The following is a 14430-nucleotide window of genomic DNA, read 5'->3' as shown; positions in this document are numbered from 1 at the left end:
CCTCCCTTGCATGGAATGGCTATTCTCAGGGTTAACCAGCCTCGTTGTATTCATTTTAGGAGCCTGCATCGGTAGCTTCCTGAATGTTGTAATCTACCGAATTCCGGCTGGGCTATCGCTACTGTTTCCACCGTCTCGCTGCCCAAGCTGTCTACGTCGATTAAAAAACTACGATAATGTCCCAGTTTTGGGCTGGCTATGGCTGCGGGGACGCTGCCGCTATTGCAAAACGCGCATTTCAGTTCGCTATCCGTTCGTCGAAGCGGCAACTGGACTGCTGTTTGTCTGGGTGTTCTGGACGTTTAATCTGCCCCTGCCTGCTCTTGGTTACTGGGCATTTTTAAGCTGGCTGCTGGCGCTATCTCTGATTGATCTGGATACAATGACGCTGCCTAACTCACTGACGCAATCTGGCTTAATCGTCGGGCTAATGTTTCAGGTGGGAGTCGGTTGGATGAATGATCCCACGCTGTCGGGCATCTCTCGCCAACTGATGACCGGAATTTTGGGAGCCGTGATTGGGTTGTGGCTATTTGACCTGATCACAATTGTGAGCTCAATGGTGTTTGGTCAGACGGCGATGGGCGGCGGCGATGCCAAGCTAGCTGCCATGATGGGAGCCTGGTTAGGCTGGAAACTTCTTTTACTGGCAAGCTTTTTAGCCTGTGCGGTAGGGGCATTCGTAGGGGGAGGGGCGATCGCCCTGGGCTTGCTCAGCCGCCGTCAACCCATGCCCTTCGGTCCATTCTTGGCACTCGGTGCCCTGATTGCTACCTTTTTTGGAGAAGCAATTTTGTCTACTTACTTACGAATCTTTTTTCCTGTAATCTAGATCCCGCTTGTTGGCTCTTTTGGACGATGCACAATCGCGATTCCGTCTAGTCCTAGCCTCCAAGCCCGTTTATTGAGAGAGCGGAATTGATCAGACGAAAATTCTCCGGGGAACGGGCTCTTTGCTGCGTAAGCCCGTATCTTCTTGCCTACAACATGAGGTGAGTAAGATCTCAATTCTGGAAAATGCTCTAGAATTTGCTGGTCATCCATTTTGAACTCGCGATCGCCCTATTCCTATGCTATTCAAAGAATAAATTCTCTGCATGAATACTCTTTTGAAAGCGTTGATCGTTGATAAAAAACTGGTTGCCTGACAGATCTTCAAAGGGTAGATTTCGGTTACGCTCAATCCACGCCCTCGCGGGTGCTATAGGCTTCGGACACGCTCAGCCTACGTAACGGGTGAGTCAGCCTTTCACGGGTCTTGTCAGGCAGGATAAAAAAGCCTGAATTTACCTCTGTATCCTTCTGACTGCTTCCTATCCCTGGACTCTGATAGAATCATCCCATGTCCTGGATTACCCTAAAAACGACAGCAACCCGCTGGGAAGCCGATCTGATGCAGCAAATGTTAGAAGCGCATCAGATTCCGGCTCGTGTGCTAAACCAGGGAGTCGCTCCTCACTTTGGCTGTGGTACTCCGGCCGTCCTTCAAGTCCTCGCTCAAGATCGATGGACAGCCCTGCTTTTGCTCAGCCCCGTCGAAGAAAATGCGGCTACATCAAGCGAAGTTTTAGAATAAAGTTCGCCTTATTACGCTTCAATTGCTATTAGCAGCTAAATTAAATTGGTTTTAAGAAATGTCTTTGTTCGACTGGTTCGCAAATCGTCGTAAATCAAGCCCGATCAGTAAAGAACGGCAAGAACGGGAAATTGCTGATGGACTTTGGAGTAAGTGCCCTGCTTGTGGCGTGCTCACCTACACCAAAGATCTGCGGGCAAATCAGATGGTCTGCCCCGAATGCGATCACCATATCCGCATTTTCAGTGACCAGCGGGTGCAGCAGTTAATCGATGCCAACACCTGGAAACCGCTGGATGAGAATGTAGCTCCGGTCGATCCGTTGAAGTTTCGCGATCGCAAACCTTATGGCGATCGCCTTCGTGAAACCCAGGAAAAAACCGGATTAACCGATGCCGTCCAGACTGGATTAGGTCAGCTTGAAGGCTTACCCGTCGGGCTAGGCGTAATGGATTTTCGCTTTATGGGCGGCAGTATGGGATCGGTTGTAGGCGAGAAACTCACCCGCTTGATCGAACGAGCCACTTGGGAGCGTATTCCGGTTGTAATTGTTTGCGCTTCGGGCGGAGCGCGAATGCAAGAAGGGCTTTTGAGCCTGATGCAAATGGCTAAGATTTCAGCCGCTCTAGAACGCCATCGGGAAGCTAGTCTGCTTTATGTTCCGGTGTTGTCTCATCCGACAACGGGTGGGGTGACAGCCAGTTTTGCGATGCTGGGCGATATCATTTTGGCAGAACCTCAAGCAACAATTGGCTTTGCAGGCAGACGAGTGATCGAGCAAACGCTACGCGAGAAGCTGCCCGATGACTTCCAAACGGCCGAATACCTGCTTGCTCACGGCTTTGTCGATGCGATCGTGCCTCGGACTCAGCTTAAGAGAACCCTGGCGCAGCTCATTCAACTGCACCAACCTATGGATGCTGCCCCTCCGCTGAGCCATATTCCTGACTCAATTCCCGACTCGCTGCCCGTCAGAACTCACATTCCTGAGTAATGGGTGGAGTGGGCGATCGCCAATCAGTTTGAAGCATGGTTGTAGATGAATGGCGATCGGCAACCATTAGCTGATGCGTTCGCTAGCGCTAACACATCCTACTAGTACGACACGATAGGACTTCTGAGTAAATCACTTTTTTCTGCGTGAAGGGTAGTGTGCTCCGCCGCATACCCTTCACACAGAAGGTCTTATGAATGCTTTGCCCTTACGAAGGCATTCGCTACTGCTCAGGCATCCTCTCAGCAATCCTGGTTGAAGACTTTTCCATCAGGCAAGGTCGTGTGACAAAATCTGGCGCTACCAAATCTCACTCCCTTAATGTTTGCCTGACGCAGATTAGCGTTGAATAAATTCACTCCAAACACAGTGGAATTGCTCAAATTAGCCTTGCTTAGATTTGCCTGCTGCAAATTTGCCGCCATCAGGTTTGCGCCACTTAAATTTGCGCCGCTCAGGTCGGCTCCCTTAAGGTTGACTGCCCTCAAATCTGCGTCTTGTAAATCGGCATTCTTTAGGTCACAGCCTAGACAACTCCGACTTTCTAGTAGATGACTCAGCGCATCAGAATTTGCTGCTTGCGCCGGTAGAGTAAAACAAAAAAGAGTCAAAAGAAAAGCGGCTACTCCAATGCCGAGTCTCATTATTTTCCTCCGTTGACAACTTCTGTTCGATTGTGGTGGGTGACTTTTCAGTTTTGGTGTTCGCAGTTTGACTTTTGTCTCAACTGTCTCAACCCATTGACAGTTTTAGAAAAACAGCATTTCTGGATAAAATCATATTGCAATTTTGTTAGGTTGCCAAAGCTACAAGACCCGTGCGAAAAAATTTTGAACCAAAGGCTAACCCCAATTTAGAGACCTACTCCGACCCTGGATTAGAGCAGGTTGTGAATCGGCTTTCTCAGCGGCTAGAGCGAGATACTTTGATTCAGCAAACAACCAATCAATTGCGGAATTTGCTCCAGGTCGATCGCGTAGTTTTGTATTACTTCTATCGCCAGTGGAAAGGGCAAGTAACCTTTGAGTCGCTTAGCTCCAGCAAGTTTTCGATTTTTGGCTCGACGGGTCCAGATGAGTGCTTTAACGACGAATATGCTGCGATGTATGAGGCAGGCAGGGTCAGGGCGATTGCCGACATTGAGGTAGAGCCGATTCACCCCTGCCACCGAGAATTTCTGCGCAGCATGAGAGTTCGCGCCAACCTCGTCGTTCCAATTCTTAATTCTTCTGGGCTGTGGGGGCTACTGGTTGCTCATCACTGTCAGATGGCCCGTTCCTGGCTACCGTCAGAGATTGAGGCGATGCAGGAGAGTGCCGAGAAGCTTGCTGCAGCTCCATCAATTCAAAGCGCTTTGCTCTAGCTTCCCCTTTAGCTTTCCAGTCCTTTTAGCTTCCCAACTTTGTAGAAACTGTCCTGATTCACTAAAATAGTACGCATATAATCTTTTTCAATTCTTACTTTCGCAGGGCTCTTGTAGCCCTGCTGCTTGAAACTGGAATCTAGCCCCATTTTTAGTCAATCAACCAATGACCCACTTGGGTGAAGTTTTTTAACAGCTTTTTATTGGATAGTTCTTCACAGGTTGAGTCGCAGATTGGAGCAGAAGTATGGTACCCCCCGAACCGCATGACCCTTCAGATTTAGGGCAACCTGCGACCGCCGACCGCCAAGTAGATGATTTTTCTGTCTCGCGTGAGTCTTCCCCTTCCCCTCGTAAGGGTCGCCCCTGGTTGACAGTGCTCAGTGTCCTGATTGTGTTGCTAGGGCTCGGCTTTGGCTGGCGCTGGTGGCAGTCTCGCAATGCCGCTGCTCCTGCTGGCCCTGGTGCGGCTCAGGCTCAAGCTGCCCCAGTGCAGCTACAGACTGTAGAAACCTCAACCGTTTCAGAATCCTCTGAGTTTGTTGGTACTCTAACCTCCCGCCGTTCAGTCGATTTGCGTCCTGAAATTGATGGACGGGTGACTGAGATTTTGGTGCAACCGGGTGACACTGTAGAAGTGGGTCAACCGCTGGTGCTGCTAAGCCCCGATCAGAGAGCCGCAGAATACGCTAGCGTGCTGGCTGCTGTCAACTCAGCCCGTGCCACTCGCGCCAGCAGTGCTTCAGAACTTCAGGCACTTCAAGCAGAACGGATTGCAGCGGTAGCTGAAGTTGATCTGCAAAATGAAAACTTCCGCCGCACCTCTCAGTTGGTGCAGGAGGGAGCTTTAGCCCAAGATCAGCTAGATCAGGTTGAACGCGATCGCCGCAGTGCGATCGCCACCCTCAATGCCACCGACCAGCGGATTCAGGCTTCCCGCGCCGACCTGGCTGAGTCCGAAGCCGCTCTGCAGCAAGCACAAGCCAACGCCGCTGCCTCTAACGCACAGCTTCAAGACACCGTCATCGAAGCGCCCTTCGCTGGAACAATGGGTGACATTCCTGCCAAGGTTGGTGATTTTGTGAATGCCGGGGATGTTGTTACCAGCGTTACCCAAGACCAAGCCCTGGAACTAGAAATTTCCGTTCCCCTGGAGCGTGGTCCCGACTTGCGAACCGGACAGCGAGTTGAACTGATTGATGCTCAGGGAACCCCCCTCACCGTTGGTCGAATTAACTTTACTGCACCCCAGGTTAATACAGCCGCCCAAAGCATTCTCGTCAAAGCCAACTTTGACAACCCGGATGGACGTTTACGAGCGGGGCAGTTCGTTCGCGCCCGTGTAATTTGGGATGAAAGCCCTGGAGTTTTAGTTCCGACTTCAGCCATCTCTCGCTTGGGTGGGGAAACTTTCGTCTTTGTTGCTGAAACGCCCTCTGCTGAAGAAGGGCAGGCTCAAGCTGAGCAGGCACCCCAAGAACAAGCACCCCAAAGGCAAGCACCCGGTGCAGCGCCTCAACTAATCGCTCGCCAAAAACAGGTGGAGTTGGGTGACATTGAGGGGAATAGCTATCAAGTCATTGAAGGGCTAGAGCCTGGTGAGCAGATTGTTGTCTCTGGCGTACTCAACCTTTCTGATGGCGTTCCTATCATGCCTCAGCCTGAAACTCAAAGTGCTGGCGGGCAGGAGCAGGGATAAAGGATTCTACTAGCCCAACCTGGTCTGACCAATCGTATAGCTCGACCAATGGGGCGATCGCCCACCTTCAACACCTTCACTTGCTCTTCGCCCCGGCTGTCTCCCACCCCCTACTGTCATGCTTATCGATTTTTTTATTAAGCGGCCCGTCTTCTCCACGGTCTGCGCGCTGATCATTTTGCTCCTTGGAGCAATCAGCATTCCGACTCTACCAATCGCCCAATATCCTGAGATTGCTCCGCCCCAAGTCACGGTGACATCTATCTACACCGGAGCTGATGCTGAGCGGGTGGAGAGTGGTGTTACCAGCATTCTGGAACGAGAGATTAACGGAGTGCAAGGCTTGAGGTATATGACTTCAAGCAGCAGCAACAGTGGTACCAGCACGATTACAGCAACGTTTGAGCCTTCACGAAATATCGATATTGCTGCGGTTGATGTGCAAAATCGGATTTCGACCGCTGAGCCGCAGCTTCCTGAGAGCGTTCAGCGAACCGGAATCATTGTTAACAAAGAGTCCAGCAACTTTTTGATGGCGATCGGTTTGTTTAGTGAAGATCAGCAGTACAGCAACATCTTTCTGAGCAATTACGCCGACATCTACATCGTTGACGCACTCAAGCGAATCAACGGAATAGGGGACGTCATCATTTTTGGCGAACGTCAGTATGCTATGCGCCTCTGGCTAGACCCCACTCGCCTTGCCAGCCGCAACCTCACCCCTCAGGATGTGGTGGATGCGCTAGACGCCCAAAATCTACAGGTTGGAGTGGGGCGGATTGGACAACAGCCTTCTTCAGACGAACAGCTCTACCAGCTTGACTTGCGGGCAGAGAGTCGTCTGACGGAAGTTTCTGAGTTTGAGGACATTGTGATTCGAGCCGAAGATGACGGCACGCTGATCAAGCTAAGGGATGTGGGTCGAGCCGAATTAGGCGCTGAAGACTACAACTCCTTCCTCAGATTTAGAGGTAATGTGGCGGTCGGCTTGGGAGTCACTCAACTTCCCGGTAGCAACGCGCTAGATGTTGCCCGTCAAGTGAAGGAAGAGATGACGAGACTCGGTGAAATGTTTCCACCGGGAATGGAGTACCAAATTGCCTTTGATACAACCCTCTTTGTGGAAGTATCTCTGGAGGAACTGGTCGTTACGCTCATCATCTCGGTTGGCTTAGTTGTTCTCGTCATCTTTGTTTTCTTGCAGGATTGGCGTAATACTCTAATTCCTACCATTACAATTCCCACGACGCTGATTGGAACGTTCGCCTTTGTCAAACTTTTTGGTTTTACTCTTAACACGCTTACCCTGTTTGGTTTAACGCTAGCAACAGGTCTAGTGGTCGATGATGCGATCATTGTGGTTGAGGATATCAGCCGCAAAATTCAAGAGGAGGGTATGACTCCTCGTCAGGCTGCGATGTCTTCGATGCGGGAGCTAGCCAGTGCAATTGTTGCTACTTCGCTGGTGTTGATTGCTGTGTTTGTTCCAGTGGCGTTCTTTCCAGGAACAACTGGAGCAATCTATCAACAGTTTGCGCTGACAATTGCCTTTGCAATTGCTATTTCTAGTCTCCTCGGTCTCACTCTGACTCCTTCTCTGTGTGCCCTACTGCTGCGTCGAGGGCAACAGAGTATGGGTCCGTTAGGTTGGTTCTTTGATAAATTCAATCAGGGCTTTGAGTGGACTCGGCAGCGCTATCAGCGATCGCTCGGTTTTATGGTTCGCATTAAAGCGATCGTGGTTGCGCTATTTGTTGTCTCCCTAGGTTTAACAGCCTTACTGTACGTGAACGTTCCTACTGGATTTCTTCCTGAAGAGGACCAGGGTTATTTCATCACCATCGTGCAGGCACCCGAAGGAGTATCGCTGAACTATACCGATCGCGTCATGCAGCAGATTGAGCAAGAGCTGATCGATCTGCCTGAAGCGCTAGGAGTGTTTGCAGTGGGTGGCTTTAGCCTGGGTAGCGGCAACACAGCTAACAGTGGTGCTATATTTACCACGCTCAAGCCTTGGGAGGAGCGCAGAGGTCGAGATCAATCTGTGCAAGCCATTATTGGTCGGTTATTTGGCTCGTTCTCCAGCATTACAGATGCCAGAGTTTTTCCGGTTAACCCACCTCCTATTCAAGGTTTAGGCAACTTTGGTGGCTTCACATATCAGTTGCAGGATCGTCGCGGTAATAGTGATATCAACTCACTGGTTCAGGCAATGGGACAACTGCTTGGGCAGGCCAACCAGCAGCCTGAACTGCAAGCTGTGTTTAGTACCTATGCGGCTAGTACTCCTCAACTGTTGGTTGAAGTAAATCGGGATGCAGCAGAAGCCCTTCAAGTTTCTGTAGAGGATGTGTTTAACATCCTGCAAACCACGATTGGGTCAGAGTATGTCAATGACTTTGAACTGGGTCAGCGCAACTATCGAGTGTATGTTCAAGCAGACCAAGAGTTTCGCTCTGAGCCAGAAGATGTGGGTCAACTCTATGTTCGCTCTGCTCAAGACCAGATGATTCCATTAAGCAATTTGGTAACACTCACGCAGACGACAGGAGCCCAAACGATCAATCATTACAATCTGTTCCGCTCTGTTGAAATCAATGGTGGTCCTGCTCCGGGTAGAAGCTCCGGAGATGCAATCAATGCAATGGAGAGAGCCTCGGCAGAGGTGCTGCCAGCAGGCTTTGGCTATGAGTGGACAGGCACAGCGTTAGAAGAGATTGAATCTGGTGGACAGGCACCCCTCATTTTTGGTTTGGGATTGGTCTTTGTTTTTCTAGTGCTGGCAGCGCAGTATGAGAACTACGTTGATCCGCTCATTATTCTTCTAGCGGTGCCCCTGGCGGTGCTAGGAGCGCTTGGGTTGCAGTCTCTTCGGGGACTGGTCAACGACGTCTATTGCCAAATTGGTCTAGTCATGTTGATTGGACTAGCAAGTAAGAACTCCATTTTGATTGTGGAGTTTGCTAATCAACTACGAGAAACAGGACTGTCTAACACTAAGGCGGCGATCGAAGCATCACAGCAACGTTTGCGCCCCATTCTCATGACCTCTTTTGCAGCCTTGGCGGGTAACATTCCGCTGCTGTTTGCAACTGGAGCGGGTGCAGGTAGCCGTCTATCACTAGGAACGGCAACCACTGGTGGATTGGTCGTCTCTACATTCTTGAGCCTGTTTGTGGTTCCAGTTCTATATATCGTGATTAAAGGGTTGAGCGATCGCCTAACAAGACGCTCACAGATCACTGACTAAAGCAGTAGCGGTAGGGGCGAAGCGTTCGGCAAAAGAGCTGTCCCTTAGTAGCAGGGATGGTGACCGAACGCTTCGCCCCTGCACCCAATAGTGCTCCTTTTCAAAAGCAGGATTAGGTTGGCAATTTAGCGGTTTGGCAATAGTGGGCGCACAACCATAAAGCCTGCGCCAAAAGCTGTGATTACAATAAAGCCGATGATTACCGTGAGCCAGATTCCGTTCAGGTCTTTTGCAGCTTCAGGTGGAGCAGGACGGCGCGATCGCGGTTCTTCCTGCTCCGTAAACAGTTCATTTGACAAAATCATTGGCTCAGGCGACTGCGGCTTATTCGTAGGCTTGGCGGTGCGAAGCAGTTCCCCCTTTGGGGCGATCGCTCCCATTTCGATCATCTGCACTGGAGTTGGCGCTGGTTTGGTACGAACCGGGCGCGGTGCTGCAACGGGTTGGGGTGCTACCTGACGAATGGGCGTAACCATTTCCAGTGGAATCTCAAATGGCTCAACTGGGGGAGGTTGAGGCAAATCGGGGAACGAGTTTGCCATCTGCTGAAGCTGAGAAGCCACTTGCACAACGCGGTCAATTTCTTCCCGAAGCTGCTGGTTTTGGCGAGTCAACTGCTGATTTTGGTTGCTTAACAACTCTGCCGTCGCTTTTGCCGATTGCAGTTCGGCTGCCAGTTGCCGATAAACCGAAATGGGCACCGAAGGGGCGTAGGCATTTCCTGATGGGGTTTGTCCGGGAACAGGTGAAGTTCTCATGGAAGGCTCAAGGTTGAGGTTGTTCATCGACTTGGCGAATTGAGAGCAAGAGATTCAGAGCAAGAATTGAGAAAACTGTGTGGAAACGACGGCAGGTTTTTAGGCATTTATTTTATTAGACTTCTATGAAATACTCCTGATTGGCTCTTGAGAGCCAAACTTAGTGTCCATAGAACAGTTGCTCCGAATATATGCCCCAGAATAGTGGAATTTTGAGCAATCTGACCGCTAATCGTCAACAAATTTGCCATAAATTGATCGATCATGAATCACCCATCCGTCCAATCCAACCCACTTAGCGGGTCTGAAAATTTTGCTGAGTCATTAACTGAAGCTTCGGCAGAGACGAAGTATGGCGAACGCCACATTGCCGAAGGTCAGTTAATCACATTTCCCAATCCGCGTCTGGGACGGCGATACACCATTCAAATTACGCTGCCAGAATTTACCTGCAAGTGTCCGTTTTCTGGTTATCCTGACTTCGCCACGATCGCCATCAACTATGTCCCGAATGAGCGGGTTGTGGAGCTAAAAGCAATCAAACTTTATATCAATAGCTATCGCGATCGCTACATTTCACACGAAGAATCAGTTAACCAAATCCTGGATGACTTTGTTGCTGCCTGCGATCCGCTAGAGGCAACGATCAAAGGCGACTTTGCCCCACGGGGTAACGTCCATACGGTGATTGAAGTTCATCATCAGAAGCCAGCCATGCCGTGAATCAGGTCACACAGTAATTCTCAATCACAGCAAAGCGTGAGGGATGGAGGAAAGTGCATCCTCCCCATCCCTCACGCTTTGCTGTGGAGAGCTGTTATTACATTTTTTGTATGCAGGTTTACAAAATTACGTGAAGATGAATCCTCCCCCTCAGATAGGGAAACTAATTCCTTTGTCAAGTTAAATTCGTTAATTAGACAGATTGAGAAAATACGGTTTGAAATTTGAGGCTGGTGCAGCCCAGCCCAATCTGGCTTCTCATTTAACAAGTGTTCTCTTCTTCGCCTTTCTACCCAACGAATCGTGGATTGGATGGATGTCTTTGTTTCAATTTGCCATAGAGGAATAGCAATGAATTTTAGAAACGACAAAAATTTAGGTGTGAAGCTTGCTAGCTTCGCTGGTATTGTGACTGCCAGCGCTCTGTTTAGCCTTCCGGCTCTGGCTTTCATCCAAGCTAGCTCCATGGACTCCAACCAGCCTACTTCGACATCTGAGCAGCTAGTATCCCAAAGCGGTGGTGGTGGTAGCAGCGGCGGTGGCAGCGGTGGTAGCAGTGGTGGCAGCGGCGGTAGCGGCGGTAGCACAGGTGGTAGCGGCGGTAGTGACGGTGGTAGTAGCAGCGGCGGCAGCGGCAGCGGTACTGATAGTGGCGGCACCAGTGTTCCAGGTAGTGGTACTGGCGGTGCTGGTGGCACAGGTGGTACTGGTGGTACTGGTGGTACTGGTGGCGGCACGGGTACTGGTGGTGGCACAGGCACGGGTGGTACTGGTGGTACAGGCACGGGTGGCGGCACAGTTGCTCCAGGCGGTGGCACGGGTGGCGGCACGGGCGGCACAGGTTCAGGCAGCGGCACAGGTGGCACAGGCGGTGGTACTGGTGGCACGGGTGGCAGCGGCACGGGTGGTACTGGTGGCGGCCCGGGTAGCGGCACAACTGTTCCAGGCACGGGCGGCACGGGCGGCACGGGCGGTACTGGAACCGGTGGAACTGGTCGTGGCACAGTTCCAGGCGCTGAACCTAGCGGTACAGGTGGTGCAACTCCAGGCAATAGCACTGGCGGGACAGGCGGCACGACTCAGCAAAACTTCAACACCAATGGAACTAGCTCAGGTGGTACTGGTACCGATGGTGGAATTAGGGCGCTTTGGTAAACGTTTGAGTCCCTATCTAAGCAGATGAGCTTGGCTCATTCTGCTGATGGGATTTAAGTAATGAATTGGGGTGGTGTGGACGTTGCTCCTACCACCCCAATTTATTTTTGAGATATTGAGGAGCTATTTCACCAGGTCCGTGTTGGTACACCTGTTACTGTATTGAAATAACAGATGAAGTAGCAGTAAGAGCGAGTTGTTAATATGACCAGAATCAGTAACCTCAAGCAGTTTACAGGTTCCTGGTTCTACAGGTTTTTAACAGTACTGCTAGTTGGGGTAATGGCGATCGCCTTGACCGCTTGCGATCTAGCGCATTTTAGAACCGAAGCAGCCCAGGTTCCCCAACTCCTACTTAGCCTGCTGAGCGAACCTAAAACCTTCAATTACCTAATCAGCACTGAATCTCCCAGCGTTTTTGGCTTTATCTACGAAGGACTGATCACCGAAAACGGTTTAACGGGTGAAATTGAGCCTGCATTGGCAGAAAGCTGGGAAGTGTCTGAAGATGCTCAGCGCATTGTCTTCACCTTGCGAGAAGGGCTGCAATGGTCAGATGGAGCACCGCTCACCGCTGACGACGTAGTATTCACCTACAACGAACTTTACTTCAACGAAGACATTCCTACCTCGATTCGAGATGTATTGAGAATTGGACAAGCAGGAGTCTTGCCAACCGTGCAGAAGCTTGACCAGCGGCGCGTTGAAGTCACATCCCCCGAACCTTTTGCGCCGCTGCTACGAAGTATGAGTTTGTATATCTTGCCTGCCCACTCACTACGGGAACTGGTGACCACTAAAAACTCCGAAGGGGAGCCGCTGTTTATTTCCGCTTTGGGCACCGATACCGATCTGGCTGAGCTTGTGGGCAGTGGTCCTTATCAAATTGTCAGCTACACCACCAGTCAGCGCATTATCTTTCGACGCAACCCAAACTATTGGCGACGAGACAGCCAGGGCAATCCGCAACCTTACATCGAGCGTATCGTCTGGCAAATTGTTGAATCAACCGACAATTCACTTGTCCAGTTTCGTTCTGGCGGACTGGATCTGCTGAGTCTTCAACCCGACTACTTCTCTTTGCTCAAGCGAGAAGAACAGCGAGGCGACTTCACTATTTATGAAGGTGGCCCTGCTCCCGGAACGAGTTTCTTTGCCTTTAACCTCAATCAGGGAAAACGCAATGGAGTTTCGCTGGTTGACCCGGTCAAATCTCGCTGGTTTAACACCGTTGAGTTTCGGCAGGCGGTAGCCCACGCGATCGATCGCCAAAAGATGATTAACAACACCTTTCAAGGCTTGGGTCAGCTTCAAGACTCACCGATCTCTGTTCAAAGCCCCTACTTTATCTCGTCTGAGGAAGGGCTTCCTGTCTATGATTACAACCTGGACAAATCTAGAGAACTGCTGCTCAACGCTGGATTTCAATATAACGCTGAGGGACAGTTGCTTGATGCTGAGGGAAATCGCGTTCGCTTCACGATGATTACTAATTCGGGCAACAAAGTACGGGAAGCAATGGGAGCACAGATTAAGCAAGACCTCAGCCGCATTGGAATTCAGGTAGACTTTGCTCCGCTTGCCTTTAACACCCTGCTGAATAAACTCAACAGTGACCTCAACTGGGAATGTTACTTGCTGGGTTTGACAGGTGGCGTAGAGCCAAATGGCGGTGCAAATGTTTGGCTTACAGAAGGGCGATCGCACCGCTTTAACCAGGCATCTCAACCCGGGCAACCCCCGATTGAAGGGCGAGTCGTAGCCGATTGGGAAAAGCAAATCGAGCAGCTTTATATTCGCGGAGCGCAAACCGTTGATGAAGCTGAGCGTCGAGCCATTTATGCAGAGAGCCAGATTATCACTCAGCAATATCTGCCGTTTATCTATTTGGTGAATCCTTTAACGCTAACAGCAGTGCGCGATCGCATCCAAAACGTTAAATTCTCTGCTCTAGGTGGCGCACTATGGAACATTCACGAGCTGGAGATTGCCGAGAATTGATTAGTCCGATAGCCAATCTTCCACGACTAGCTCTACAGAATCAAGGCACGCATCTGGGTCAAAAAAGTTAGGTTGGGCTGAAGCATGAAACCCCAAAAACCTGCACTTTCAATGCGATCGCCATTGGTAGAGAGTCCGTTATGTCGCAATCTTAAACAGGTTGTGAGCAGCGCACTACAAAGGAGCGCATTTCTCACAACCTATTAGGCTCTCCTAACCGCTAGATGTACCCCAAACCTATCGCTCTAACACCGTCATAAACTTACCTCGCGCAAACGGGGCTGGCACGATTGGCATAAAGTGAATGCGATCGCTAACAATTTGCTTGACGTAAAACTCGTTGATCGTGTGCGTCACCTGTTCTCGGGTGCCAATGATCCAAATCTGCACCTTTTCGGCAGGCGGAACGGGCAGCAGTTCGTTGAACTCTGTAGTCATACTATGGTTGCCTCACTGTTGTGATGTAGAGAAGAACAGCTTAAGGCGTGGTTTCCCAACCACTCGTTTTGCTTCAGCAAGGCAATTGATCTTAAAATCAACACAGCCTAGCCTCCTGCTCACATCAGGAGTTAGGTTAGCTGGTTAGTGAGTGTTACCAGCACTCCTAATCAGCGTTATCCTCACCTTAAGCTTTGTCCACTGGAAAACCAGTGTTTCATAGGATAAAGGACAGGGCGATCGGACACAAGCGTATGAAGGGAATTGTGGGCAACCCTTGTGGTAACGGCGGAACTGCACGACCAAGATAAACTGTGCCTCTAATCGTCTATCTGCTCTTCACCTAGGAATCTAGAAATAGTCGGGTAGCAGGGATATATTGCTATAGCCCCGCCCCCTCAAAACCGGACTTGTACCTTTCAATACATCCGGCTTAAGCAAATCACTTACTCCACTGCTTTAGACGTTGTCAC

General features: G+C 50.5%; 13 protein-coding genes. 9 read left to right on the top strand and 4 right to left on the bottom strand.

What is annotated here, in order from left to right:
- Nucleotides 1–10: 10 nt before the first annotated feature.
- The 3 genes from H6F93_RS05175 to accD all read left to right on the top strand — a co-directional run bounded on the left by H6F93_RS05175 (nucleotide 11) and on the right by accD (nucleotide 2570).
- Nucleotides 11–832 carry a prepilin peptidase gene (locus tag H6F93_RS05175; RefSeq protein ID WP_190679591.1) on the top strand — a complete coding sequence of 274 codons (822 nt, stop codon included), beginning with the start codon at nucleotides 11–13 and terminating at the stop codon, nucleotides 830–832.
- Nucleotides 833–1342: 510 nt separating this feature from the next.
- Nucleotides 1343–1576 carry a putative signal transducing protein gene (locus H6F93_RS05170; protein ID WP_190643027.1) on the top strand — a complete coding sequence of 78 codons (234 nt, stop codon included), beginning with the start codon at nucleotides 1343–1345 and terminating at the stop codon, nucleotides 1574–1576.
- Nucleotides 1577–1634: 58 nt separating this feature from the next.
- The gene (gene accD, locus H6F93_RS05165; RefSeq protein ID WP_190643026.1) at nucleotides 1635–2570 is read left to right on the top strand and encodes an acetyl-CoA carboxylase, carboxyltransferase subunit beta; all 936 of its coding nucleotides are present in this window, start codon (nucleotides 1635–1637) and stop codon (nucleotides 2568–2570) included.
- Between the two features lie 242 nt (nucleotides 2571–2812).
- Here the strand turns inward: accD and H6F93_RS05160 are convergent, their stop codons facing one another.
- A complete protein-coding gene (locus H6F93_RS05160) occupies nucleotides 2813–3214 on the bottom strand; it encodes a pentapeptide repeat-containing protein (protein WP_190679590.1) in 402 nt (133 codons plus the stop codon).
- A 173-nt stretch (nucleotides 3215–3387) separates the two neighbouring features.
- On the opposite strand from H6F93_RS05160, the gene H6F93_RS05155 reads away from it, so the two are divergent.
- From H6F93_RS05155 to H6F93_RS05145, 3 genes are all read left to right on the top strand, one after another.
- The gene (locus H6F93_RS05155) at nucleotides 3388–3933 is read left to right on the top strand and encodes a GAF domain-containing protein (protein WP_190679589.1); all 546 of its coding nucleotides are present in this window, start codon (nucleotides 3388–3390) and stop codon (nucleotides 3931–3933) included.
- Between the two features lie 247 nt (nucleotides 3934–4180).
- Entirely contained in the window at nucleotides 4181–5632 is a 1452-nt protein-coding gene (locus tag H6F93_RS05150) for an efflux RND transporter periplasmic adaptor subunit (RefSeq protein ID WP_190679588.1), read from the top strand.
- A gap of 118 nt (nucleotides 5633–5750) precedes the next feature.
- On the top strand, nucleotides 5751–8882 hold the full coding sequence (locus H6F93_RS05145; protein ID WP_190643022.1) for an efflux RND transporter permease subunit: 3132 nt from the start codon (nucleotides 5751–5753) through the stop codon (nucleotides 8880–8882).
- 125 nt (nucleotides 8883–9007) lie between these two features.
- Here the strand turns inward: H6F93_RS05145 and H6F93_RS05140 are convergent, their stop codons facing one another.
- Nucleotides 9008–9640, bottom strand: a complete 633-nt coding sequence (locus H6F93_RS05140) for a cell division protein ZapB (protein WP_190679587.1) — start codon at nucleotides 9638–9640, stop codon at nucleotides 9008–9010.
- Nucleotides 9641–9904: 264 nt separating this feature from the next.
- On the opposite strand from H6F93_RS05140, the gene queF reads away from it, so the two are divergent.
- The 3 genes from queF (at nucleotide 9905) to H6F93_RS05125 (ending at nucleotide 13519) form a co-directional block, all read left to right on the top strand.
- Nucleotides 9905–10363, top strand: coding sequence for a preQ(1) synthase (gene queF, locus H6F93_RS05135; protein WP_190679586.1), 459 nt, complete (start codon nucleotides 9905–9907; stop codon nucleotides 10361–10363).
- A 351-nt stretch (nucleotides 10364–10714) separates the two neighbouring features.
- A complete protein-coding gene (locus tag H6F93_RS34540) occupies nucleotides 10715–11518 on the top strand; it encodes a hypothetical protein (RefSeq protein ID WP_190679585.1) in 804 nt (267 codons plus the stop codon).
- Nucleotides 11519–11722: 204 nt separating this feature from the next.
- Nucleotides 11723–13519: an ABC transporter substrate-binding protein gene (locus H6F93_RS05125; protein ID WP_190679584.1), complete on the top strand. Its 1797-nt coding sequence runs from the start codon at nucleotides 11723–11725 to the stop codon at nucleotides 13517–13519.
- A gap of 32 nt (nucleotides 13520–13551) precedes the next feature.
- On the opposite strand, the gene H6F93_RS05120 is transcribed toward H6F93_RS05125, so the two are convergent.
- Together H6F93_RS05120 and H6F93_RS05115 are read right to left on the bottom strand one after the other, a co-directional pair.
- Nucleotides 13552–13716: a hypothetical protein gene (locus H6F93_RS05120; RefSeq protein WP_190679583.1), complete on the bottom strand. Its 165-nt coding sequence runs from the start codon at nucleotides 13714–13716 to the stop codon at nucleotides 13552–13554.
- Between the two features lie 40 nt (nucleotides 13717–13756).
- The gene (locus H6F93_RS05115) at nucleotides 13757–13957 is read right to left on the bottom strand and encodes a hypothetical protein (protein ID WP_190642089.1); all 201 of its coding nucleotides are present in this window, start codon (nucleotides 13955–13957) and stop codon (nucleotides 13757–13759) included.
- Nucleotides 13958–14430 lie beyond the last annotated feature (473 nt).

The sequence above is a fragment of the Leptolyngbya sp. FACHB-671 genome (genome assembly GCF_014695745.1).
Lineage (GTDB): Bacteria > Cyanobacteriota > Cyanobacteriia > Elainellales > Elainellaceae > JAAUTN01.
This window is presented reverse-complemented; position numbering and strand designations above follow the sequence as displayed.

What these genes read in the sequence shown, in the direction of transcription:
- H6F93_RS05175 (WP_190679591.1), top strand. Translation starts at nt 11, where the DNA reads ATGGAATGGCTATTCTCAGGGTTAACCAGCCTCGTTGTATTCATTTTA.
- H6F93_RS05170 (WP_190643027.1), top strand. Translation starts at nt 1,343, where the DNA reads ATGTCCTGGATTACCCTAAAAACGACAGCAACCCGCTGGGAAGCCGAT.
- accD (WP_190643026.1), top strand. Translation starts at nt 1,635, where the DNA reads ATGTCTTTGTTCGACTGGTTCGCAAATCGTCGTAAATCAAGCCCGATC.
- H6F93_RS05160 (WP_190679590.1), bottom strand. Translation starts at nt 3,214, where the DNA reads ATGAGACTCGGCATTGGAGTAGCCGCTTTTCTTTTGACTCTTTTTTGT.
- H6F93_RS05150 (WP_190679588.1), top strand. Translation starts at nt 4,181, where the DNA reads ATGGTACCCCCCGAACCGCATGACCCTTCAGATTTAGGGCAACCTGCG.
- H6F93_RS05145 (WP_190643022.1), top strand. Translation starts at nt 5,751, where the DNA reads ATGCTTATCGATTTTTTTATTAAGCGGCCCGTCTTCTCCACGGTCTGC.
- H6F93_RS05140 (WP_190679587.1), bottom strand. Translation starts at nt 9,640, where the DNA reads ATGAGAACTTCACCTGTTCCCGGACAAACCCCATCAGGAAATGCCTAC.
- queF (WP_190679586.1), top strand. Translation starts at nt 9,905, where the DNA reads ATGAATCACCCATCCGTCCAATCCAACCCACTTAGCGGGTCTGAAAAT.
- H6F93_RS34540 (WP_190679585.1), top strand. Translation starts at nt 10,715, where the DNA reads ATGAATTTTAGAAACGACAAAAATTTAGGTGTGAAGCTTGCTAGCTTC.
- H6F93_RS05125 (WP_190679584.1), top strand. Translation starts at nt 11,723, where the DNA reads ATGACCAGAATCAGTAACCTCAAGCAGTTTACAGGTTCCTGGTTCTAC.
- H6F93_RS05115 (WP_190642089.1), bottom strand. Translation starts at nt 13,957, where the DNA reads ATGACTACAGAGTTCAACGAACTGCTGCCCGTTCCGCCTGCCGAAAAG.